The sequence below is a fragment of the Antarctobacter sediminis genome, assembly GCF_019218285.1.
GTDB lineage: Bacteria > Pseudomonadota > Alphaproteobacteria > Rhodobacterales > Rhodobacteraceae > Antarctobacter > Antarctobacter sediminis.
The window spans coordinates 340,825-363,283 of sequence record NZ_JAHUZG010000002.1 but is presented as its reverse complement, the minus strand read 5'-3'; the positions used below and the strand labels follow the sequence as shown (position 1 = coordinate 363,283).

General features: G+C 63.4%; 24 protein-coding genes. 11 read left to right on the top strand and 13 right to left on the bottom strand.

What is annotated here, in order from left to right; genetic code table 11:
- Complete coding sequence (locus tag KJP30_RS09530; RefSeq protein WP_218448886.1) at positions 1 to 291, bottom strand: hypothetical protein; 291 nt, start codon at positions 289 to 291, stop codon at positions 1 to 3.
- Between the two features lie 4 nt (positions 292 to 295).
- Entirely contained in the window at positions 296 to 1,291 is a 996-nt protein-coding gene (gene deoC, locus KJP30_RS09525) for a deoxyribose-phosphate aldolase (RefSeq protein ID WP_218448884.1), read from the bottom strand.
- A 169-nt stretch (positions 1,292 to 1,460) separates the two neighbouring features.
- Here deoC and KJP30_RS09520 point away from each other — a divergent pair, with 169 nt between their 5' ends.
- Positions 1,461 to 3,485, top strand: coding sequence for an NADPH-dependent 2,4-dienoyl-CoA reductase (locus KJP30_RS09520; RefSeq protein ID WP_218448882.1), 2,025 nt, complete (start codon positions 1,461 to 1,463; stop codon positions 3,483 to 3,485).
- A gap of 88 nt (positions 3,486 to 3,573) precedes the next feature.
- Here the strand turns inward: KJP30_RS09520 and KJP30_RS09515 are convergent, their stop codons facing one another.
- Positions 3,574 to 4,014 (bottom strand): DUF4399 domain-containing protein, encoded by a 441-nt coding sequence (locus KJP30_RS09515; RefSeq protein WP_218448881.1) that lies wholly within the window; start codon positions 4,012 to 4,014, stop codon positions 3,574 to 3,576.
- A 207-nt stretch (positions 4,015 to 4,221) separates the two neighbouring features.
- Here KJP30_RS09515 and KJP30_RS09510 point away from each other — a divergent pair, with 207 nt between their 5' ends.
- Positions 4,222 to 5,127, top strand: coding sequence for a LysR family transcriptional regulator (locus tag KJP30_RS09510; RefSeq protein WP_218448879.1), 906 nt, complete (start codon positions 4,222 to 4,224; stop codon positions 5,125 to 5,127).
- 21 nt (positions 5,128 to 5,148) lie between these two features.
- Here the strand turns inward: KJP30_RS09510 and KJP30_RS09505 are convergent, their stop codons facing one another.
- The 4 genes from KJP30_RS09505 to KJP30_RS09490 form a co-directional block, all read right to left on the bottom strand.
- Positions 5,149 to 6,111 carry an OmpA family protein gene (locus tag KJP30_RS09505; RefSeq protein WP_218448877.1) on the bottom strand — a complete coding sequence of 321 codons (963 nt, stop codon included), beginning with the start codon at positions 6,109 to 6,111 and terminating at the stop codon, positions 5,149 to 5,151.
- A complete protein-coding gene (locus tag KJP30_RS09500; RefSeq protein ID WP_218448875.1) occupies positions 6,083 to 6,652 on the bottom strand; it encodes a peroxidase-related enzyme in 570 nt (189 codons plus the stop codon). Before KJP30_RS09500 ends, KJP30_RS09505 begins: the two co-directional genes overlap by 29 nt.
- Positions 6,649 to 7,386 carry a GNAT family N-acetyltransferase gene (locus KJP30_RS09495; RefSeq protein ID WP_218450101.1) on the bottom strand — a complete coding sequence of 246 codons (738 nt, stop codon included), beginning with the start codon at positions 7,384 to 7,386 and terminating at the stop codon, positions 6,649 to 6,651. The genes KJP30_RS09500 and KJP30_RS09495 overlap by 4 nt, the downstream gene beginning before the upstream one ends.
- Positions 7,387 to 7,466: 80 nt before the next feature.
- The gene (locus KJP30_RS09490) at positions 7,467 to 8,207 is read right to left on the bottom strand and encodes a competence/damage-inducible protein A (protein ID WP_218448873.1); all 741 of its coding nucleotides are present in this window, start codon (positions 8,205 to 8,207) and stop codon (positions 7,467 to 7,469) included.
- Between the two features lie 48 nt (positions 8,208 to 8,255).
- On the opposite strand from KJP30_RS09490, the gene sfsA reads away from it, so the two are divergent.
- A complete protein-coding gene (sfsA, locus tag KJP30_RS09485; protein WP_218448871.1) occupies positions 8,256 to 8,978 on the top strand; it encodes a DNA/RNA nuclease SfsA in 723 nt (240 codons plus the stop codon).
- 107 nt (positions 8,979 to 9,085) lie between these two features.
- On the opposite strand, the gene KJP30_RS09480 is transcribed toward sfsA, so the two are convergent.
- The 3 genes from KJP30_RS09480 to mutY all read right to left on the bottom strand — a co-directional run bounded on the left by KJP30_RS09480 (position 9,086) and on the right by mutY (position 12,366).
- Entirely contained in the window at positions 9,086 to 10,006 is a 921-nt protein-coding gene (locus KJP30_RS09480) for a manganese-dependent inorganic pyrophosphatase (protein ID WP_218448869.1), read from the bottom strand.
- A gap of 112 nt (positions 10,007 to 10,118) precedes the next feature.
- Entirely contained in the window at positions 10,119 to 11,252 is a 1,134-nt protein-coding gene (locus tag KJP30_RS09475) for an alkane 1-monooxygenase (protein ID WP_218448867.1), read from the bottom strand.
- A 67-nt stretch (positions 11,253 to 11,319) separates the two neighbouring features.
- Positions 11,320 to 12,366: an A/G-specific adenine glycosylase gene (gene mutY / locus KJP30_RS09470; protein ID WP_218448864.1), complete on the bottom strand. Its 1,047-nt coding sequence runs from the start codon at positions 12,364 to 12,366 to the stop codon at positions 11,320 to 11,322.
- A 94-nt stretch (positions 12,367 to 12,460) separates the two neighbouring features.
- Here mutY and KJP30_RS09465 point away from each other — a divergent pair, with 94 nt between their 5' ends.
- Genes KJP30_RS09465 through KJP30_RS09455 form a run of 3 tightly spaced genes read left to right on the top strand, consistent with a single transcriptional unit; the run spans position 12,461 to position 14,802 of the window.
- Positions 12,461 to 12,973, top strand: a complete 513-nt coding sequence (locus KJP30_RS09465) for a DUF721 domain-containing protein (protein WP_218448862.1) — start codon at positions 12,461 to 12,463, stop codon at positions 12,971 to 12,973.
- 36 nt (positions 12,974 to 13,009) lie between these two features.
- The gene (locus KJP30_RS09460; protein WP_218448854.1) at positions 13,010 to 13,678 is read left to right on the top strand and encodes a DsbA family protein; all 669 of its coding nucleotides are present in this window, start codon (positions 13,010 to 13,012) and stop codon (positions 13,676 to 13,678) included.
- Positions 13,678 to 14,802, top strand: coding sequence for a CaiB/BaiF CoA transferase family protein (locus KJP30_RS09455; RefSeq protein WP_218448851.1), 1,125 nt, complete (start codon positions 13,678 to 13,680; stop codon positions 14,800 to 14,802). Before KJP30_RS09460 ends, KJP30_RS09455 begins: the two co-directional genes overlap by 1 nt.
- Positions 14,803 to 14,874: 72 nt before the next feature.
- Here KJP30_RS09455 and KJP30_RS09450 read toward each other — a convergent pair whose 3' ends face one another.
- Together KJP30_RS09450 and map are read right to left on the bottom strand one after the other, a co-directional pair.
- A complete protein-coding gene (locus KJP30_RS09450; protein ID WP_218448849.1) occupies positions 14,875 to 16,077 on the bottom strand; it encodes an MFS transporter in 1,203 nt (400 codons plus the stop codon).
- 6 nt (positions 16,078 to 16,083) lie between these two features.
- Positions 16,084 to 16,893, bottom strand: a complete 810-nt coding sequence (gene map, locus KJP30_RS09445) for a type I methionyl aminopeptidase (protein WP_218448848.1) — start codon at positions 16,891 to 16,893, stop codon at positions 16,084 to 16,086.
- 130 nt (positions 16,894 to 17,023) lie between these two features.
- Here map and KJP30_RS09440 point away from each other — a divergent pair, with 130 nt between their 5' ends.
- From KJP30_RS09440 to KJP30_RS09420, 5 genes are all read left to right on the top strand, one after another.
- The gene (locus tag KJP30_RS09440) at positions 17,024 to 17,968 is read left to right on the top strand and encodes a mechanosensitive ion channel family protein (protein ID WP_218448840.1); all 945 of its coding nucleotides are present in this window, start codon (positions 17,024 to 17,026) and stop codon (positions 17,966 to 17,968) included.
- 64 nt (positions 17,969 to 18,032) lie between these two features.
- On the top strand, positions 18,033 to 18,692 hold the full coding sequence (locus tag KJP30_RS09435; RefSeq protein WP_218448838.1) for a histidine phosphatase family protein: 660 nt from the start codon (positions 18,033 to 18,035) through the stop codon (positions 18,690 to 18,692).
- A 75-nt stretch (positions 18,693 to 18,767) separates the two neighbouring features.
- Positions 18,768 to 19,823, top strand: a complete 1,056-nt coding sequence (locus KJP30_RS09430; protein ID WP_218448836.1) for a saccharopine dehydrogenase — start codon at positions 18,768 to 18,770, stop codon at positions 19,821 to 19,823.
- Entirely contained in the window at positions 19,820 to 20,950 is a 1,131-nt protein-coding gene (locus KJP30_RS09425; RefSeq protein ID WP_218448835.1) for a saccharopine dehydrogenase family protein, read from the top strand. The genes KJP30_RS09430 and KJP30_RS09425 overlap by 4 nt, the downstream gene beginning before the upstream one ends.
- The gene (locus KJP30_RS09420) at positions 20,947 to 21,396 is read left to right on the top strand and encodes a hypothetical protein (RefSeq protein ID WP_218448827.1); all 450 of its coding nucleotides are present in this window, start codon (positions 20,947 to 20,949) and stop codon (positions 21,394 to 21,396) included. The genes KJP30_RS09425 and KJP30_RS09420 overlap by 4 nt, the downstream gene beginning before the upstream one ends.
- A 40-nt stretch (positions 21,397 to 21,436) precedes the next feature.
- Here the strand turns inward: KJP30_RS09420 and KJP30_RS09415 are convergent, their stop codons facing one another.
- A complete protein-coding gene (locus tag KJP30_RS09415) occupies positions 21,437 to 22,417 on the bottom strand; it encodes an MBL fold metallo-hydrolase (protein WP_218448825.1) in 981 nt (326 codons plus the stop codon).
- Positions 22,418 to 22,459 lie beyond the last annotated feature (42 nt).

Sequence of the window (22,459 nt, the reverse complement as noted above, 5' to 3'; positions counted from 1 at the left end):
TCATGCCGATGCCCCAAGCGCAAGGTATGTGACATAGAGCAGCCAGATCAGGGCAAGCCCCCAAACCCAATGTTGCACCCGCAGGCTGCGTTTGTGCAGGGCGGCAAAGTCTTCCAGGCCTTCGGGAAGGGCCTCGGGCGGATCATAGTCCGGCTCGGGACCCAACAGGCGAAACAGCCGCGTTGGCAGGTCCCGCGCGGCGCGTTTCAGGCGTCGACGTCGCCAGTTGCTGGCGCCCATGATCAGGACGACCGCCAGCATCATCAGGGACCATTCGGGTGTCATTTGCATCGGGTCATCCCGCCGCGTGCCGCCACGAGGCAGAATAGGCCCCGGTCACATGGTGTTCCAATTGACGTTCAATGTCCCCCAACAGCGACGAGGCGCCGAACCGGAAAAGATCGGGACGCAGCCAGCGGTCTCCGAGTTCTTCCTTGATCAAGGCAAGATAGGTCAGCGCGTCCTTGGCCTTGGAAATACCGCCTGCGGGCTTGTAGCCGACGCGATAACCAGTGCGTTCGTGGTATTCGCGGATCGCCCGCACCATCACAAGGCTGACAGGCAGGGTGGCATTGACGCTTTCCTTGCCGGTCGAAGTCTTGATGAAATCGGCTCCGGCCATCATGCAGACAAGGCTGGCGCGCGCCACGTTCTGAAGCGTCCCCAGTTCACCCGTGGCAAGGATCGCCTTGACATGCGCGTCGCCGCAGGCCGCGCGAAAAGCCCGCATTTCATTGTAAAGCCCCTGCCAGTCACCGCGCAGCACAAGGCGACGGGAAATCACGATGTCGATCTCTTGCGCCCCGGCTTTGACGCTTTCCTCGATTTCGGCCACGCGCAGATGGAAGGGGGACAGGCCCGCGGGAAAGCCGGTTGAAACGGCGGCCACCGGAATGCCCGACCCATCCAGCGCCCGAACCGCGGGGTCGATCATGTCGTGATAGACGCAGACCGCGCCCACGGTCAGCCCCTCCAGCCCAAGTGCCTGCAACAGGTCGGCGCGCACCGGGTGGCGGGCCTTGGCGCAGAGGCGCGCCACCCGGCCGGCTGTGTCGTCCCCGGCCAGCGTCGTCAGGTCGATGCAGGACACGGCGCGGGCCAGCCATGCGGCCTGATAGTCCTTCTTGACCGAACGTCGGCCCGGCAATGTGGCGGCGCGGCGTTCGATGGCCGAACGGTTGGCGCGGGCGGCGCGGACCCAGTCCATGTCCAGCGCCATGCCGGGATTGCGCGCCTCGTGGACCTGCGGCAGTTGCGCGGTCTTGTCGGTTTCGACGGTGCCGGTGGTCATGTCGCCTCCAATCGGTTTGTGGTCAACCTGCCCCTCCGGCCACGGCTTTTCAAGCGGAACGCAAAGGCAGCACCGCCGCTGGCCGGGGGATGAGGCCATGACGTGACGTAGATCGTGACAGCGTCAGGTGCATCATGTGAGGTGAGCGGCGACGAACCGGGAGGACATGATGACCGAATATCCGCACCTGCTGCGCCCGCTGGACCTTGGGTTTACCACGCTGAAGAACCGCGTGCTGATGGGGTCTATGCACACCAACCTCGAAGAGCGCGGCGACTGGAACCGGGTGGCCGAATTCTATGCGACCCGGGCACGGGGGGACGTTGGACTGATGGTGACGGGCGGCATGGCGCCCAATCGCGAAGGAGGCGTTTTTCCCGGTGCGGCAGGGCTGTTCACGCCCGAAGACATCGCCAATCATCGCATGGTGACGGACCGCGTGCATGACGCAGGCGGCAAGATCGCCATGCAGATCCTGCATGCGGGCCGCTATGCCTATGGTCCTGATTGCGTGGCGCCGTCGCCGGTCAAATCTCCGATCTCGCCCTTTCCACCCAAAGAACTGGACGAAGAGGGCATCGAAAAGCAGATCGCCGATATGGCGACTTCTGCCGCGCGGGCCCGTGAGGCGGGTTATGACGGGGTCGAGGTCATGGGCTCCGAAGGCTATTTCCTCAACCAGTTCCTTGTCACCCATACCAACAAGCGCACGGACCGTTGGGGTGGCAGCTATGAAAACCGGATGCGCCTGCCGGTCGAAGTCATGCGCCGGGTGCGCGCCGCCGTGGGCGATGATTTCATCGTGATCTTCCGCCTGTCGATGATCGACCTCATTCCCAACGGATCAACCCATGAGGAGGTGGTCCAACTGGCGCAGGAGATCGAAAAGGCCGGGGCGTCGATCATCAACACCGGCATCGGCTGGCACGAGGCGCGGGTGCCCACCATAGCCACCAGCGTGCCGCGCCGCGCCTTTGCATGGGTGACGCAAAAGCTGATGGGCAAGGTGGGGGTGCCTTTGATCACCTCGAACCGGATCAACACTCCGGAAGTGGCCGAACAAGTGCTGGCGGAGGGCTGCGCCGACATGGTCAGCCTTGCGCGCCCCTTCCTTGCCGACCCGGATTTCGTCGCCAAGGCGGCGCGTGGGCAGGGGCATCTGATCGCGCCCTGTATCGCCTGTAACCAAGCCTGCCTTGACCACACGTTCTCGGGCAAAGTGTCCAGCTGTCTGGTGAACCCCAAGGCGGCCTTCGAAACCGAGTTGGTGGTCGAAAAAGCCGAAGCGCCGCGCCGGATCGCGGTTGTCGGTGCCGGTCCGGCGGGCCTTTCGTCGGCGATCACCGCTGCGGAACGCGGGCATGATGTGACGTTGTTCGACAAGGCCGACCAGATCGGCGGCCAGTTGAACATGGCCAAACAGGTGCCGGGCAAGGAAGAGTTCCACGGGCTTGTCGATTGGTTCGCCGCAATGGTGCAAGAGGCAGGTGTCACCCTGCAACTGGGCACCGAGGCGACGCCCGAGGCGCTGGAAGGATTCGACGCGGTCATCGTTGCCACGGGCGTTCTGCCGCGCGATCCGCAAATTCCCGGTCAGGATCATCCCAGCGTGCTGGGCTATGTCGATGTGCTGCGCAACGGGGCCAATGTTGGCAAACGCGTGGCTGTTATCGGTGCGGGCGGGATCGGTTTCGACGTGTCCGAATACCTTGTCACCGGCGACAGCCCGACGGAAAACCTGCCTGACTGGCTGCGCGAATGGGGTGTGACCGACCCGGCCGAGGCGCGCGCAGGCCTTGCACCCGAGGGCCCCAAACCCGATGCCGCCGAACGGGATGTGATCCTGTTGCAGCGCAAGGCCGAACGTCCGGGCAAGCGTCTGGGCAAGACCACCGGCTGGATCCACCGCGCGGCGCTGAAAATGAAAAACGTCGAGATGCGCAGCGGCGTCAATTACGAACGCATCGACGATGAGGGCCTGCACATCAGCTATGGCGAGGCCCGCGAACGCCCGGAGGTGATCGCCGTTGATACAGTGGTCTTGTGTGCCGGTCAGGTCAGCGAGCGGTCGCTGGCGGACACCTTGATCGCGAAGGGGGTCGAAACCCATGTGATCGGCGGCGCGGACGTGGCCGCCGAACTGGACGCCAAGCGCGCCATCGATCAGGGCACGCGGCTGGCGGCGTCTTTGTAAGAGCGCCGCTTCGGGCGGACCCTGTCCCGGCCCCGAGCCGGGACCTCTGGCCGCCCGAAACATCGTTCCGCGCCCTGTTTCAAAGCGTCTATTCGACGGTGATCGTCACGTATTCGGATACAACAGGTGGATCGTGCGGGATGTGGTTCATGTCGCCAAGCACCAGTTGCAGCGTATGCGTCCCCGGATCCAGTCCCAGCGTCACCTCGGTCTGACCGCCGCCAAAGTGCCGGTGATTGTCGTCCCCCGGAATGCCATAGTCCTTGAACTCGGCATCTTCTGGGCCTTCGCCAAAGGGCACCCGGTCGATCAGGATATGATGGTGGCCGGTGTGTTCCTTGTCGGTGCCCGCCGGGGCCACGCCCATGCCGGAAAGCCCGAACTGGATCGTGACCGGGCTGGTGACGGTGTCGCCGTCGGCAACATTGATGAAATAGACCTTGGCGCCTTCTGGGGCCGGGACGCCGTCGGCCAACGCCGCCAGCGGAGCGAGAACCAGCGCGGCAGCGCAGGCAAAGTTGCGGAACATGGGGTTTCCCTCCCTGAAATTGGGTGTGTCGACATATCAATCAGGCGTTCAGGCTACACCGTCAAACCCCGCAGGTCAGTCTTTTTCGCGTTTCCCGGTCGCGGACAGCGCGGGCGAATACCCCTCAATTGTCGCCTCCTTGCCCAAGTTGCGCCCCAGTTCAAAAGGATAGTCCGAGGGAACGCAGACTATCGAATGGAGACCTGAATGGACCGTCTGACCGAAATGGAGGCTTTCGCGACTGTCGTCGATCAGGGCGGATTCACCGACGCGGCCAAAAAGATGGGCATTTCCAAGTCTGCCGTGTCCAAGCATGTTTCCAGCCTTGAGGCACGCCTTGGCGCCCGCCTGCTGAACCGAACCACGCGCCGGGTGTCGCCGACGGAAATCGGGCTGGCCTATTATGACCGCGCCCGACGGGTTCTGAACGACGCGGGCGAAGCGGATGCTTTGGTCACCTCGATGCAATCGGCCCCTTCGGGCCTGTTGAGGATCTCGGTGGCGACGGATTTCGGCGTCAATCACCTCAGCCCCGTTTTGGGAGAGTTCCTTGCCGAATTTCCCGACATCACCGTGAACATGGTGCTGAACAACCGCTACGTCGAACTGATCTCGGAAGGGTTCGACATGGCCGTGCGGATCGGCGAGCTGGAAGACAGCACGCTGCGTGCCCGTAAGCTGACGGACACCACGAAACGGATGATCGCCTCGCCGTCCTATTTCCAGAAATACGGCCGTCCGATGCGGATTGACGACCTGAACGAACACAAGCTGCTGCATTACTCGAACCAGTCGTCGGGCAATGTCTGGAAGCTGACCGCGCCTTCGGGCGAAAAGCGTCAGGTGCGCACGGCGGGCTGGCTGACGGTGAACGATGGCCAGTCGCTGCTGAATGCCTGTATCGCGGGTCTCGGGATCGCCTACCTGCCCTCGTATCTCTACCATGAAGCCATGGAGGCCGGGCTGGTCGAAGATGCGATCCCCGATCTGCCGGTCGAAACGCAAGGCATATACGCTGTATACCCCCCGGGCCGGTTCACTCAGCCCAAGGTGCGCGCCTTCATCGATTTCCTTGTCCATGCCTTCGCGGAAAAAGGCCCGCAGTCCTGGTAACAGGTCCGGGCCCTTCCGGGCCTATTCGGTCGAGATCAGCACCGCCTCGACACGGCGGTTTGCCTCGCGCCCCTCGGGTGTGAGGTTGCTGGCCACCGGGGCAAGATAGCCAACCCCCTCGGCTCCGATCTGTGCCGCCGGGATCCCGTGCCTGTCGCGCAGATAGGCCATGGCGGCCTCGGCCCGGCGCAGCGAAACGCGCCGGTTTGCCTCCAGCGATCCGGTGGCATCCGTGTGGCCGACGAACAGGATTTGGCGCGACGGATTGGCGCCTAGATAGGCGGCTATCGCATCCAGCGAGGCAAAGCGCCCTTCCCCCAGACTGGTCGAACCGGATCGGAACACCAGGTCGCCCAGAATCAGGTGGCCCTTGGTTTCCAGCGTGTCCACGATGTCCTTGCTGGGCGCAGGAGGGGGGGCGGTCGCGGGCTGTGACGGTTTCGGTGCAGGGGCCGAGCGGACCTCGCCCACCTTTCCGCCCGCCTGAATGATCTGGATATAGCCCGCGCGGGCGTCACGGCTGGTCAGGATCGAAACCGCGCCATCCTTTTCGGACAAGGCCGAGATAAAGTGATAGTCGCTGAGATCCACGAACATCTCGGGCGCGGGCAGGACCAGCGTGCCAAAGCGGAAGTCAAAGCCGCCGCAGGCCCGCGCGCGGCAATCCAGCAGGATTTCGAACCCGGCGGCGACCAATGCGTCGCGCAACGGCTGGGCCAGTTGGAACGGCGTGTCCCCGTTGTCTGGAATGTGCCATGCGGCGACCTCGACCCGGCCTTCGACCCGTTCCACGGGCAGGTAACCGTTTTGCCACGGACCCGTTGGCAGCGCATAAGCCCCCGGCGATTGCACCGTGCCGAAACTCTGCTGCGCGTCACGGGGCAGGGTCAGTTCGACCGCGCCCACGCTTCCCGCCAAAACGGCCAGCCCCAATGCCGACCCCAGTGCCAGCGCCTCAGCGCGCCTGCGCGTGGTATTCGTCATTCGGCCGCATGTCGGTCGCGCTCGCAACGCGGTTGGTCATGTTGAAAAAGCCCGTGACATTGGCGATGTCCCAGATGTCGCGTTCCGAGAACCCCGCATCGCGCAACGCCTCGCGGTCATATTCCGCGATCTCGAACGAGGCCTTTGTCATCTTTTCCGCAAAGGACAGCATCGCACGCTGACGGTGGTTCAGATCCGCAACCCGCCAGTTCATCACCAGCATTTCACCCAGCTTGGGATCGCCGGACAGTTCGCGCACGGCCGCACCATGAGCCGTCAGGCAATAAAAACAGCGATTGATCGACGAAACGACAACCGCGATCATCTCACGCTCCAGCTTGGTCAGGCCGCTGTCCGCCAGCATCAGATCGTTGTACATCGCCGTAAAGACATCAAGCTTCTGGATGTCAAAGGCATAGGCCTTGAGGACGTTGGGAATCAGCCCCAGCTTGTCCTGGCAAACATCGAAGTATTTCTGCGTGGCCTCCGGAAGTGGATCGACCATAGGCAGGTTGAGCGCGGTGGGCAGATCGTCGGTCACGTGTCCTCGCTGTCGCCGTTCAAGATGCGGTAATGGTAGTGCCCGACGACCTCCATCTTCAAGGAGGTATAAAGCGCCGAGGCACCGGCGTTGTCTTCGGTCGCGGCGACGGTGATCCGCGTGGCACCATGGTCCGCCGCCCACAGCGCCGCGCAACGCATCATCCAGCCGCCCAGCCCCTTTTGCCGATGCTGAGGCGCGATTTCCAGCGCATGAACCATGGCCGTGGCGCCGTGAATTGCACAGAACCCCGCCCCGGCAGGCTGATCCGAAACGCGGCCAAACAAGCCGGTCTTGGGCATGGCGGCGCGGTTCATGACGCGCTGACGTTCCGCGCCGATGCCCGCCGCTTCCCAAAGTTCGCGCATGATCGCGAGGGGTTCCCAGATGGCAAAGGCGGTGACACGGGGCAGGCGCAGGTCAGTCAGGGCCTCGATCGGGGCCGACCAAAGGCGCACAGGGTCGACGCGGTCATATCCACGCGTCTCCAGCGCGACGTCCAGCGTATCGTCCCCCGGCCGGATCATGAAAAGCGGCGCTTGCCCCATCAGGCGCATGGCTTTCTCTGCCGCGGCCAGATCGTCGTCCCGCCACGGGCCATTGGCGGTGGCCGTTGAAACGCGTTTGCCGCCGCCGCGCCCCTCACGCAGGGTCCATGGCCCGGCCGTCACCCGCGATGCGGCGGGCCATGTGGCGTCGAGGGCGTCAAACAGGGTGGGCAGGTCGTCGGGCATTGCGGCGGCCAATTCTGCAAGGGTTTTCACCGTTATGGCTTCTGTCTTGCGCCCTGTCCATGCGGCCCGCGCGCCTTTCGTCAGGCTTGCTGTGCGACAGCCTCGGGAAACAGGGCGATCAGTTCGGCCATGGCCGAATCGATTTGCCCGCCGTCGGACCCGCGGATCACGACGTTGGCCCCGTAAATGCCGTTGCGCTGATAGGGGTAGGACCCGATCGACAGCTCCGGGTAACGGTCCGCAAGCGCGCTCAACGGTCCGGCAATATCGCCTTCGCCGCGGTCGATACGCAGGTTCTGCGACAAAAGCGGCTGCCCGCCGGTCATCTTAGGCAATACGCCGGCAACCATCGCCTGAAAGACCGAAGGCACACCGGCCATGACATGCACGTTCCCAAGGCTGAACCCCGGCGCACCCGACACCGGGTTTTCGATCAGGGTGGCACCATCCGGGATGCGCGCCATGCGCAGGCGCGCCTCGTTCAGTTCGGTTCCCATGGCATCATAGCGGGCCTGAAGGATGGCGCGCGCATCGTCCCGAACGGAAATCTCCACACCAAAAGCCTCGGCCACGCAGGGCGCGGTGATGTCGTCATGGGTCGGCCCGATCCCACCTGACGTCACGACGTGGTCGTGGCCCGCGCGCAGCGCATTGATCGCGGCAATGATCGCATCGCGGTCATCCGAGACGATCCGCACCTCGCGCAGGTCGATTCCGTGTTTGGTGATTTCCTGCGCAAGGTAATGCATGTTGGCGTCGCGGGTGCGACCGGACAGGATTTCGTCCCCGATGACCAGCATGGCGGCGGTTGGATTGGGCATGGTCGGGCTCCTTGGCGCTTGTCTCGACTTTGGGTATAGGCCCGCACCATGCGCTTTCAAACCCCGCTCATCCCCGCGACCCTGATCCGCCGCTACAAACGCTTTCTGGCAGATTGCCAGTTGCAAGACGGACGCGAAGTGACGGCCCATGTGGCCAACCCGGGGTCCATGCTGGGCCTGAAAGACGAAGGTCAGCGCATCTGGTTGGAACCCAATGACGACCCGAAGAAGAAACTGAAATTCGCATGGCGGCTGGTCGAACATCCCGGCGGGCATTTCACCGGTGTCGATACCGGCGCGGCGAACCGGGTGCTGAAGGCCGCGCTGATGGCCGGTGAGGTCGCGGGGCTTGACGGCTACGATCTGGTGCGGCCCGAGGTGAAATACGGCGAGAACAGTCGCATCGACTTTCTGCTGACCGGCAATGGCCGCGCCGATTGTTACGTCGAGGTCAAATCCGTCACACTGTCACGCCAGAAGGGACTGGCCGAGTTTCCCGACAGCGTCACTGCCCGTGGAACCAAGCACCTTGGCGAACTGTCCGCCATGGCACAGCAGGGGCACCGTGCTGTCATGCTCTACCTTGTGCAGCGCACCGATTGCGAACATGTCACGCTCGCCGCCGACATAGACCCGGCCTACGCTCAGGCGTTCCGGCAGGCACAAGCTGCCGGGGTCGAGGCGCTGGCCGTTGCTTGCCGGATCACGCCCCTCGAAATCACGCTGGGCAGCGCTTTGCCCTTCACCGCTCCTGCTGCTTCTTCTTGGTGAAAATTCTCCGGGGGTTTGGGGGCAGCGCCCCCATCCGGAATAGAAGAACGGGGGCCTTGGCCCCCGTTCAATCCTCTTTCCAGTCTCGCGCCGGAGGGCGCCAGCACTCAGACCTTGAGGCTGGGGATGATCTGCTTTTTGCGGCTCATGATGCCGGGCAGGACAACGGTGTCGCCCTCGACACTGGCGCCAAAGCTCTTTTCGATCACGCCTTTCACGCGGTCGTTCGGGATCAGCACGTTGGCCTCTTCCTTGAGGATGTCGATCACGAACAGCAGCACTTCGTCGACGCCATCCTCGGCGCTGACGGTCTTCATGGTTTCCATCAGGCTGGCTTTGCGGTCCAGCGGGATCTCGGGCGAGGTGGTCTCCAGAACCGAGACGCGGAATTTCACGCCGTCCACTTCGTATTCCTTGCTGTCCATGCGCAGCAGTTCGGCGTCGGAAAAGGCGGAAACGTCGGATTTCGCGGCAAACATCTGGCCGGCAAACTCGGGGATGTTCACGCCCAGATCAGCGGCCAGCTTTTCCGCCACCGCGCGGTCGTGGTCGGTGGTGGTCGGCGAACGGAATTCCATCGTGTCCGACAGGATGCAGGTCAGGGCCGCGCCTTTGATCGCCTCGGGCATCTTGGCGGCGTCGTCACCCATCAGGTCGACCATGATGGTCGCGGTGCAGGCCAGCGGACGCACGGTGATGTCGATCGGCCCCTTGGTTTCCAGACCGCCGACCAGCTTGTGGTGGTCGATGATGGCGCGGATGTCGGCCGAGTTGATCGAAGCCGGTAGTTCGGCGGGGTTGTTGGTGTCGACGATAACGACCGGCGCATCCGCTTCGACGTCCGAGATGATCTCGGGTTTGTCGAGACCCCAGTGGGTCAGCATAAAGGCGGCTTCGGTGTTGGGCTCGCCCAGCAGCGCGGGCTTGGCGGCTTCGCCCTTCACTTCGTTAAGATACCAGGCCCAGATGATCGGGCTGCCGGTGGAGTCGGTGTCGGGGGACTTGTGGCCGAAAACCTGCGTGGTCATGGGAATCCTCTTTCCGTGGAAACGTCGATTTTGCGGGCCTCATAGACCCGGCAGGGCGGCTTGTCACCCTTTTGACGAGGGGTGCGACCTTGGGGCAGCGCCCGGGCCGGGCTTAGCGCGGCAGCGGCGTGGACGCCTTGTTGTAGGCAGACCAGTCGGTGATCTCGGGGTAATATTGGCGCCGCCACGCCCGCACGCGCGGGTTCATCACGCGACGCCAGAGCGGCGGGATCATCGCCGCCATGGTCATGACGGGATAACCATAAGGCAACTGCGGCGCGTCGGTCTCGGAATGGTTCTGCAACAGGGGAAAGCGCCTGTCAGGCTTGTAGTGGTGGTCGGAATGGCGCTGCAGGTTGATGAGCAGCCAGTTTGACGCCTTTTGCGCCGCGTTCCACGAATGGCGGGGCAGGACATGTTCGTATTTGCCATCGCCAAGGTGCTTGCGGGTCAGCCCGTAGTGTTCGACGTAATTCACCAGTTCCAACTGCCAGATCGCCACACCCGCCTGCACGAGGAACAGTGCCAGCCCGGCCCAGCCGCCCAGTCCCATCGCCAGCGCGATCATGACAAGTTGCAGCGCCCAATAGCGCCAGAAGGGGTTGGACAAGTCCGTCCAAGGCAGGCGCTTGCGGGCCAGCATGGCCTTTTCCGCCTTGAAGCTGGACACAAGGCTTTCGCGCAGCACGCGGGGATAGAACCTGTGGAAACCTTCGTTGTAGCGCGCGGTCACCGGGTCGCGCGGGGTGCCGACATAGCGGTGATGCACCAGCAAGTGTTCCGAGCGGAAATGAGAATAGAGCACCATCGCCAGCAGCAGGTCGCCAAGAAACCGTTCCATCCGGTTTTTCTGATGCATCAACTCGTGGCTGTAGTTGATGCCCACGGTGCCGGTCATCACGCCGACGCCGAAGAAGACGCCGAATTTCTCCACCCCGGACAGATGCGCGGCATCGCTGACGTACCAGATCAGGCCAAAAAGGCTGAGGAATTGCAGTGGCACCCAAAGCGCGGTCAGCAGCTTGTAAAGGCCAAGCGCGGCATCCGGCGTGTCCAGATCGGCGTTTTCCGAGTTCAACCCCAGCGCCGCATCAAGCGCGGAAAACAGGTACCATGTGGCGACAATGGGCAGAAAGACCCAGAACCCGCCTTGCACCGCAGCGATCCAGACCAGCGGAATCAACCCGTAGGACAGGTAAAAGGGCAGGGCGGCGGCGGGTCTTGCAACCTGTGTTGCGGTCAGCATGGGCGTCTCCGATCTGGGGCCGTTGCCGGGATCATACGACCGCCTTCACTTTGGCCCAAGCGCGCCGTTACGTTCCTTGCGCAAGGTCAAAAGCCTTGCGCATCACCGTTGGCAGATCGGCGGGGCTGAAATCGGGCAATTCGATGAATTCTCCGCGATCCGGTTGCCGCTCCATCGGCACAAGCGCGGTTTTCACCGTCAGGCGCAAGTGGAAATGGGTGAATGTGTGGCGTGCCTCGCCCGCTATGGTTTTCCATTCGGCGCGGATCGGCGGGGCCTCTTGCGGCGCGTCCTCGGCCCAGTCAGAGCCGGGCCAGCCCAGCATCCCGCCCAGCAGGCCCTTGTCGGGACGGCGTTCCAACAGCCACGCGCCATCGACGCGGCGGGCCAGATAGGCGATGCCCAGCCGGGTGGGTTTGCGCTTTTTCGGGGTCTTTTTCGGCAACTCGGCGGCGGTCCCATTGGCCCATGCGGCGCAGGCGCGCCGCCAGGGGCAAAGACCGCAGGCAGGCCGTTTCGGCGTGCAGATCGTGGCGCCAAGATCCATGACACCCTGTGCGTAACAGCCCGGGCGGTCCCGCGGTGTCAGGCTGGCGGCGTGGTCGGTCAGGATCGGCTTGGCGGCGGGAAGGGGCGTGTGTTCGTCAAATAGCCGCGCCATGACCCGTTCAACGTTGCCGTCGACCACGGTTTGCGGATCGTCAAAGGCAATCGCGGCAATGGCGGCGGCGGTATAGGGACCGACGCCGGGCAGGGTCAGCAAGGTGGCGTGATCCTGCGGGAACCGGCCCGCGTGTTCCTGCGTCACCACGCGGGCGCATTTCAACAGGTTGCGGGCGCGGGCGTAATATCCCAACCCCGCCCAGGCGGCCATGACATCGGCGTCCTCGGCCCCGGCCAGCGCCTCGACCGTCGGCCAGCGGGTGGTGAAAGCAATAAAATAGTCCCTGACCGCGGCCACGGTTGTCTGTTGCAACATGATCTCGGACAGCCAGACGCGGTAGGGATCGGGGCGGTCGCCGCGGGCGCGGGCTGCGGGACCGACGCGCCAGGGAAGCGCCCGCGCATGGCGGTCGTACCAGTGCAGAAGCTCCTGCGGGTCAGGGGTGGGCATGGCATCATCACGCAAGGGTGAAACTCCGTGTCGGAAGGGGGCTGGCGCCGCCCTGCCGTGCCACTAGAATAGCGCGCGGTAAAGGGAGTCAAACGTGGCCGGACGCAAGACCACCACATATGGGTTTTCAAGCGCCTCCAAGCTGTTGCAGGGGCGCATCCGCAAGGCAGCGGAAGGGCGGGGATTCGCCCAGACCCGCGTGCTGACCCATTGGGAAGAAGTTGCCGGTGCGGATGTGGCCCAATTGGCCCGCCCGGTCGAGGTCAGCTATTCCAAGGGCGGCTTTGGCGGCACGCTGACCCTGTTGACCACAGGTGCAAAGGCGCCGCTGGTCGAGATGCGCAAGGAAGAGATCCGTGCGCGGATCAATGCAATCTACGGATATAACGCGATTGCGCGGGTGCGTGTGACGCAGACCGCGGCGACCGGCTTTGCCGAAGGGCAGGTCGATTTCCAGTATCGCAAGAAGAACCCGGCAGAGGGCTTGCCCTCTCCGGAGGTGCAGGCGCAGGCCCGCACCGCCACCGCCGAGGTGGGCGACGCGGATTTGCGCGCGGCGCTTGAACGTCTGGCGGCAAACGTCATATCGAGGACGGGCCGGGACTGACCTGGCCCCAGGACCGACAGGAAAGAGGCTTACGACATGAACAAGATCCTTCCGGCAGGCGCGGTTGCGCTGGCGCTGATCGGCGGCGGAGCGTGGTATTTCACGCAAGGTTCGGCAACCGGGGTCGCGGATGTGCGCATTCCCGGCGCGGCCGAGGCACAGGCCCCCGACGTCGACACCTCGACCATCGTCGAGATGGTCAAGGGCGATCCGGATGCGCCGATCGAGGTGATCGAATACGCCTCTTACACCTGCCCGCATTGCGCGTCGGCCCATGCCACCCTGATCCCCAAGCTTCAGGAAAACTACATCGACACCGGCAAGGTGAAATTCACCTACCGCGAGGTCTATTTCGACAAGGTCGGCGTCTGGGCTTCGCTGATTGCCCGTTGTGGCGGTGAGGAAAAGTTCTTTGGCATCACCGATCTGATCTACAAGGGTCAGCAGGACTGGGCGCGCAAGGGATCCGAGGCCGCCGTCGTCGATGAACTGCGCAAGATCGGTCGCCTTGCCGGAATGGAAGGGGACCAGATCGAGGCCTGCCTGAACGACACTGGCAAGATCTCGACCCTGATCGCATGGTATCAGCAAAACGCTGCTGAACACGGGATCAACTCGACCCCCAGCTTTGTCATCGACGGCAAGAAATACACCAACATGAGCTACGAGGATTTCTCGGAAATCCTGGACGCCAAGCTGGACTGATGACCTCGGCTCCGCGTGGGCCCCTCGAAGGGGTCAAGGTCATTGAACTGGCCCGTATCCTGGCCGGCCCCTGGGCCGGTCAGACGCTGGCGGATCTGGGTGCCGAGGTCATCAAGATCGAGGCACCGCAGGGCGATGACACCCGCCGCTGGGGACCGCCCTTTATCGAGCGTGAAGACGATCGGACGGCTTCGTATTTCCACTCCTGCAACCGGGGCAAACGGTCCGAGGTCGTCGACCTTGCCAGCGCCGAAGGACAGGACCGGATGCGCGCGCTGGTGGCGGATGCCGACATCCTGATCGAGAATTTCAAGGTCGGAGGGCTGGCCAAATACGGGCTGGACTACGACTCGCTCTCGCAGGTGAATCCGCGGATTATTTACTGTTCGATCACCGGCTTTGGTCAGGATGGCCCCTATGCCCATCGCGCGGGGTATGACTATATCATCCAGGGCATGTCCGGTTTCATGTCGATTACCGGCGATCCGGACGGACAGCCGCAGCGCGCCGGCGTGGCGATCACCGACCTGTTCACCGGCCTCTATTCGGTGACCGGTATCCTTGCCGCTCTGCATCAGAGGGATCGCACGGGCCGGGGGCAACACGTGGACATGGCGCTGTTGGATTGCGCGGTGTCGGCCATGGCGAACCAGGCGATGAACTATCTCAGCACTGGCACGCCTCCGGGACGGACGGGCAACTATCACCCGAACCTGACGCCGTATCAGGTTTTTGACTGTGCCGACGGGCATATCATCATCGCCACCGGCAATGACGCTCAATACCAACGGTTGTGCCGCCTGTTGGGGCTGGACGAAATGGCCGAGGCACCCGAGTTTGCCAGCAATGCCGACCGTGTGGCCAACCGCGAGCACATGATCGCTCGGCTGAGCGCGGCAACGCGCTTGCGCGACAAGGCAGACCTTTTGTCGGCCTGCGAGTCAGTGGGCGTGCCGGCCGGACCGATCAACGACATGGCCGAGGTTTTTGCCGATCCGCAGGTCAAGGCGCGTGGATTGCAGATCGCTCCGGGTGGTGTGCCGGGGGTGCGGTCTCCGATCCGGTTCTCTGATGCGGACTTGGTGTTGGAACGGCCCGCGCCCAAACTTGGTGAGGCAGAGTAGGCCGACTGCCCGGCAAGTGAAAATGACAAACGGCGCCGCGCCCCTGCGTGGCGCCGTTTGTCATTTTCCGTGTCAGCTTGCGCGTTTCCGGGCCACCCGCGCTGACCAGAACATGACACCCAGCGAGATCAGCGCGACGACACCAGCCGCGGGACCAAGCGCCTGCAATCCCGCCGCGCCGACGACAAGGCTGCCCAGTCCGGAGCCGACGGCGATGCCGACATAGATCGAAGCGGCGTGCAGCGACATAAGCACCGAGGCCAGTTGCGGGGCCAGTGACACCAGCCGCAATTGCTGTGACGGTGAGAAACACCAGCCGACCAGCGACCAGAAAAAGACAAAGCCCAGCAACAGCGCGCCGGGCAGGGGCAGCATGGCAAAGACCGGCAGGCACAGCGCCTCAAGCGCGCAGATCAGCGCAAGGCTGCGGGCCGGTCCCAGCCTGTCGGCCATGACGCCGCCCAGCATGTTGCCCAGCGGAGCGCCGATGCCAAAGATCAGCAGCACAAGGCTGATGCCGTCGCGGCCATAGCCCATGTTTTGCGACAGGATCGGTGGCAGATAGGTGAAGACCATGTAGATCGCCCCAAGAAAGACCACGGTAAAGCCGACGGTCAATAGCGGTGCCGGATCGCGCAGCACGCGGCCAAGATCCCCAAGCGTCACGGGCGAAAACTTCAATCCGGCGGGGACTCGTGTCCAGACCAGCCATAGGCAGGGCAGCGCCATGACGGTCACAAGAAAGAAAACGCTGCGCCAGCCAAAGGTGTAAGCCAGCCAGCTGCCCACAGGTACGCCGGCCACCTGCGCAAGGGTGATGCCCAGAAAAACAGAAGCCAGCGCGCTGCCGCGTTGCTCCGGGGGCGCGAGCGCGGCGGCAATCGCCAATGCAACCGGCGTGACCATGCCAGCCCCTGCTGCCGCAAGGATACGTGCCGGGTACAGCAGGCCCATACCGGGAGCCAGAGCCGAAAAGGCACTGGCGAGGGTAAAGACAGCAAGCCCGAAGGTCAGCACCCTCCGCCGCCCGATCCGCCCGGTCAAAGCGACGAGAACGGGCGAAGTAATGGCATAGGCGATGGAATAGACCGTCAGTAACCCGGCCACCGAGGTCACGGGACTGTCCAGTGCCTCTGCCATGGGTTCCAGCATCCCGATCAGGGCAAAAGCCCCCATGCCGATGACGAAATTGCATGTCGACAAAAGGGCGTACAGCCCGCGCGGCACCTCATGCCCCGGCGGGATTTGCCTTGGCGTCGCCCCTGTGGCGGTCACGACGGATCAGTAGGTGGGGTGGAACTTGCCACCGGGCGAGAGGGTAAAGATCTCGACCCCGTCCGCGGTTACGCCGACCGAATGTTCGAACTGTGCCGACAACGATTTGTCGCGGGTCACGGCGGTCCATTCATCGGCCAGAACCTTGGTTTCCGGGCGGCCAAGGTTCACCATGGGTTCAATGGTAAAGAACATGCCCTCTTCCAGCCGGGGGCCGGTGCCCGCACGGCCATAATGCAGCACGTTCGGGGGCGCATGGAACACTTCACCCAGCCCGTGACCGCAGAAATCGCGCACCACGGACATGCGGTTCGCCTCGACAAATGTCTGGATCGCGTGGCCGATGTCACCAAAGGTGTTGCCCGGCTTTACCGCCTCGATGCCCTTCATCAGTGAGTCATGCGTCACCTGGATCAGGCGTTCGGCCTTGCGCGGCAGCTTGCCCGCCACATACATCCGCGAGGTGTCGCCGTACCAGCCATCGACGATCACGGTCACGTCGATGTTCAGGATGTCGCCTTCCTTCAGCTTTTTGTCGCCGGGGATGCCGTGGCAGACCACGTGGTTCACGCTGATGCAGGTGGCGTGCTGATAGCCCTTGTAGCCGATGGTGGCCGAGGTGGCCCCCTCTTCGGTCACGCGGCGTTCGATGAAGGCGTCGATGGCGCCGGTGGTCTGACCCGGGAAGACATGCTCGGCCACTTCATCCAGCAGTTGCGCCGCCAGCCGTCCGGCCACTCGCATACCTTCGAAATCCGCCGGGGTGTGGATGCGGATGCCGTCGCGGGTCACTCGTTGTCCAGCCTTGTCTTTCACGTCACGTCCTTTGCTCTTTCCCCCTATCTAGCGGTCACGGGCGGGTTTTGCCAGTGGGGCGGCCATGCGTGCAGCGGAACAGAGGATGGACGTCAGGCGTTGGCTGTGAAAGCACAAGGAGAATGCCCGCATGGACCAGTTGCAGCAGCTGCTAGACACCGAGATCCTCAACGGCACGTCCATTTCGGATGTGCTGACGATCGACTTTCTGGCGCAGGCGCTGGGAAGCGTTGTCGCCGCAATTGTCATCCTGCTGATCGGCTGGATGATCGCGAACTGGTCCCGCCGCCGCATCCAGCGCCTTGGAGAGCGGCACGCGAAATTCGACACGACGCTGTTCCATTTCCTGGGCAATGCGGCGCGATATGTCATTTTGGGCTTTGCGGCGCTTTTTGTGCTGAACACCTTTGGCGTTCAGACAACCTCGATCGTTGCGGCCATCGGTGCGGCGGGGCTTGCCATCGGGCTTGCCTTGCAGGGGACGCTGTCGAATGTTGCGGCAGGGGTCATGATCGTCATCTTTCGTCCCATCAAGATCGGCGATTTCGTCGAGGTCGGCGGAGAGATGGGCACCGTCAAGGACATCACATTGAACATGACCGAGCTTGCCAGCCTCGGCAATGTTCAGATTTTCGTCCCGAATTCAGAGGTCTGGGGCAATGTGATCGAAAACTATTCGGGCTATCCGACGCGGCGTGCGGAATGGACGTTTGGCGTTGGCTATGGCGCGAACCTCAAGCGGGCCGAAGAGGTGATCCGCGACACGATCATGGGCGACGAACGGTCCAGGTCAGATCCCGCGCCGTTCATTCAGGTAAACAACCTGAACGACAGTTCGGTCGATTTCCTTGTGCGGGTCTGGGTCGATAGCGCAAGCTATTTCCAATATCAGGCCGATATGAAACGCGCGGTCAAAGAGGCGCTGGACCGCGAAGGCATCGACATCCCGTTCCCCACGCGGACGCTGGTGGTCGAGGATGCGGCCAAGCCGCCTGCGCCTTCCCGGTCAAATGGGCGCGACCGTCGCGGGTTTGACGGTACGGAAGAAGACCCAGAGGACGCCGCCCGCGCCTGAGCGGCTTTCCTTCCCGGGATGTGGGCGCTAAGCACCGGGCCTGAGAAAAGGTCGGAGTTTGCCCATGTCCTTCATCACTCTTGTCCGCCACGGACAGGCCAATTCCAACGCCCGGGACGAAGACAGCTATGACCGGCTGAGCGATCTTGGCTGGCAGCAGGCGCGCTGGCTGGGCGGCTATTTTCAGCAGACGGGCGAGAAATTCGCCCGGGTCTATTCCGGCACATTGCGCCGTCACGTCGAAACCGTCGAAGGCATCGGCCCCGAAAGCCTTGCCGCCCCGGTTCAGGACGCGCGCCTGAACGAACTGGCCTATTTCGACCTGGCGCAGTTGATCGAAGCGCAGCACGGGATCGCCGTTCCCGGCGACCGTGAAGAATTCATCCTTCACCTGCCGCAGTTGCTGATGCTTTGGCGGGACGATGCCATCAAGGGCGCGCCGGAAAGCTGGGACAGTTTCGAAAAGCGCGTTACCGAAGCGTTGACCGAGATCGCGGGGGGCGAGGGTCGCGCGCTGGTCGTGACCTCGGGCGGGCTGATCGGAATGGCCATGAGGGTGATCATGGAGCTGGAGCTGAAGGCGATGGCGCATCTGTGCCTTGCGATCGAAAACAGCTCGCTTCACCGGATTCAACCGCTGGCCACCGGGTTGGCGATGACACAGTTCAACGCCCTGCCGCATCTGGATACACCCGAGCGGCAACAGGCCCGCAGCCATCTCTGAGCCCCGAAATTGGCGAAAACCCTTGCACCCCGGCGTTGGCGAGGGTTCTCTGCCCGGCAAAGATCAGGAACAGACATGACCCATCTCTGGATCCGGGCGGAAGGCCGCCCCAACGAAGAACGCACCGGCATAACCCCCGAAGGCGTTGCGGCGCTAAAGGACAAGGGCTTTCGCGTCACGGTCGAGGATTGCCCGCGCCGCATCCTGCGCCCGCAGCCCTATGCAGATGCCGGCGCAGAGATCGCGCCGCGTGGCAGCTGGATCGAAGCGCCCGAAGACGCCATCATCTTTGGCCTCAAGGAACTGCCCGAGGCGGATACGCCTCTGGTGCATCGGCACATCATGTTCGGTCATGCCTACAAGGGCCAGTCCGCGGGTGCCCGTCTGCTGGATCGGTTCGCGGCTGGTGGCGGCGCTTTGTATGACCTCGAATACCTCGTCGACGAAAACGGCCGGCGGGTTGCCGCCTTTGGCTATTGGGCGGGCTATGCCGGCGCTGCCGTGTCGTTGTTGGCATGGGCCGCGCAGGCGGACGGCAAGACCTGTCCCCCCGTGTCCACTTGGCGCGATGCCGACAGCCTGCGTGACGACCTACGGGCGGCGCTGGACATTGCGCCATGCCGTTCGGCCATCGTGGTCGGGGCGTTGGGCCGCGTGGGCACCGGGGCCCGCGATCTCTGTAATGAAATGGGCGTTTCCGTGACCGCTTGGGACATGGCGGAAACCGCCCATGGCGGGCCGTTCCCCGAGATTCTGGATCACGGGGTGTTCCTGAACTGCATTCTTGCCATGCCGGGTGTGCCGGTCTTTGTCCCACGGGACGCAGTACAGGGAGAACGCCGCTTGCGTGTGATCGGGGATATCGCCTGTGATCCTGACAGCCCCTTCAATCCGATCCCCCTGTATGATGCGGCAACCAGCTGGGATCAGCCGGTGTCGCGGGTCAGCGATGCCCCGCCGTTGGACATCATGGCCATCGACAACCTGCCGTCGCTGATGCCGCGCGAATCCTCGCTGGACTTCGCCGAACAACTGCTGCCGCACCTGATGACGCTGGATAAGATCGACAGCGGCGTCTGGGGCCGTGCCCATCAGACTTTCCTGCAACATAAACCGGAGCAACGCGCATGACCGTTCATTGGTGCGGAACCGGCCTGTCGGCCATTCCCGGCCTGCGCCGCCTGATCGAGGCCGGCCACCCTGTCACCGTCTGGAACCGGACAACCGCCAAGGCACAAGAGGCCGTGGGTGATCTGACCGACGACATCCGGGCCTTTGACATTGCGGCGCTGGGTGAGGCGCTGGCGCAAGGGGATGTGATCGTCTCGATGCTGCCGGGCGACTGGCATGTCCCGCTGGCCGAACTGGCGCTTGAAAAAGGCGCGGACTTCGTTTCGTCCAGTTACATCTCGCCCGAGATGCGGGCGCTGGACGACAAGGCCAAATCGGCGGATGCACGGCTGGTGAACGAGGTGGGCCTTGACCCGGGTATCGATCACCTGATGGCGCATTGGCTGATGGCGGACTACCGCGCTTCGGCTGGCTTTGACGCGGAAAACGCGCTTTCCTTCACGTCTTATTGTGGCGGGGTGCCCAAGATCCCCAATGCCTTCCGGTACAAGTTTTCATGGGCACCGGTTGGCGTGCTCAAGGCGCTGCGCTCGCCCTCGCGTTCGATCCGGCATTTCAGCGAGTTGAACGTGAACCGGCCGTGGGATGCGCTGTCGCGCTATGATGCCCCGCTGCCCACGCCCGAAAGTTTCGAGGTTTATCCGAACCGCGACAGCCTGCCGTTCATCGCGGAATACGGCTTTGACGCGGACTGGAAGATCAAGGACTTCGTGCGCGGCACATTGCGGCTGAACGGTTGGGCAGACGCATGGGCCGATATTTTTGCCGAGGCCGGGACCGCCACGGACGCCCGCTTGCAGGAAATCGCGGACAAGCTTCTGGAAGAGAACGCCTATGACGAGGGCGAGCCTGACCGTGTGGTTCTGTGTGTCGCGCTGGAGGCGGAAAAGGACGGGGCGCCGGTCTATCACAAGACCTACGTGATGGATGCATGGGGTGACGCGCGCGGCTCTGCCATGGCGCGGCTGGTGTCGATCCCGGTATCGCTGGCGGTTGAATCGGTACTGAACCGTGAAATCCCCGCCGGTGTCAGCGCGGCTCCCTCTGATCCCAAGCTGGTCGAACGCTATATGGACAAGGTGCAAACCCTTGCCCAGCACCTTGATGTGGTGGACCACCTCGCATGAGGGGGCTGGCGGCGGTGGCCTGTGTGATTGCGGCACCTGCCTTTGCGGCGGATGTCTGTCATGACATCGACGCGACACAGGGCTGGCAGGCAGCCGATTTCCCCAACGGTCTGGTCCAGGATGTACGCAGCAGCGGGTTCTGGTCGGTTGCGCCGGGATTAACCCCGGCGGGAACACAGGGGCACGGCGGGCAAGACGCCAAGTCGTTGGACGCCCGCGCCGAAAGCCGACCAAATGCCAGCGCCCACTACGGTGCCTTGCTGGTCCGGTTCGAGGTCGCCGGAGCCGTCCAAAAGATGGAATGGTCGCGCTTTCACGGCGCGATCACGCAGGCCGGTGTTTTCAACATGAACATCGGCCGGATCGAGTTTCGCATCAACGAGGCCGATGCGGATCTGTCGGACAATGACGGCGTGCTGACCGTTTGTTTCCGCTACGCCGACTGAACTGATGGGCCATGGCGGGGGGGCGCCCCCCGCCACTGTGTCACCACTGCCAGAGCGCAGGGACAAAGCGGTAGGCGTCGCCTTCCTTGGCAATGTGACCCACGCCCGGGAAGGGGAAGTGGTAACCCAGAACCGCCATGCGGTCGGCCGCGGCCATGTCCAGCAGGCGCTTGCGCGTCGCGACGGTCTGATCTCCGTCCATGTCGAACCCGCTGACCCATTCCGGGTGTACGGTGCTCATCCAGGCGTGGTTCATGCTGTCACCCAGCGCGATCAACTGCTTGCCGCCGGATTCGACAACAACCGACATATGGCCTTTGGTGTGGCCCGGGGTATCGATCACCCGCACGCCCGGCGCGATCTCGGTCTCGTGGCTGACCACCTTCCAGTCCGCCCCATCCACATTCAGCGAATTTACCGCGCCGACGACGAATTGCTGCATCTCGGCGGGGACGTTGTTCACCAGCCCGTCCTGTAACCAGAAATCGCGTTCGGTGCCGCCGATGAAATACTGCGCGTCGGGCAAAAGCGCCTCGTCGAAATCGTCACGGATGCCCCAGACATGGTCCGGGTGGGCATGGGTGATAACGACATGGGTGATCCCGCCCGCGTCGATCCCGGCGGCATCAAGGTTTTCCATCAGCTTTCCCGCCGTGGGCAGGAAACGGTTTCCCGACCCCACGTCTACCAGAACCTTGGCATCGCCCAGTTCGATCACGAGGTGATTGGTGTGCGAGAAATTGATCTCGGTCGACAGGAAGTAGCTTTCGAGAAAGGCCTTGACCAGTTCGGGCTCGGCATTGACGCCCAGCCCGTCGGCAGGAGTTTCCAGATGCCCGTCCGAGACCACGGTCAGCACCGCCTCGCCCAGTTGGAACCGGAAATGCGCCGGGTTTGCAACGGCAGGCGCGCCAAGCGCCTGCGCGCGGGCGGGCGTCGCCGCAAGCGCCGGCAGGGCCAGCGCGGGCGACATGGCGGCGATATTCAGGATATCGCGGCGTGAGGGGCGGAAAACGGACATGGATACCTCCCAAGTCATTCATGCATTCGAATTGGAAGATAC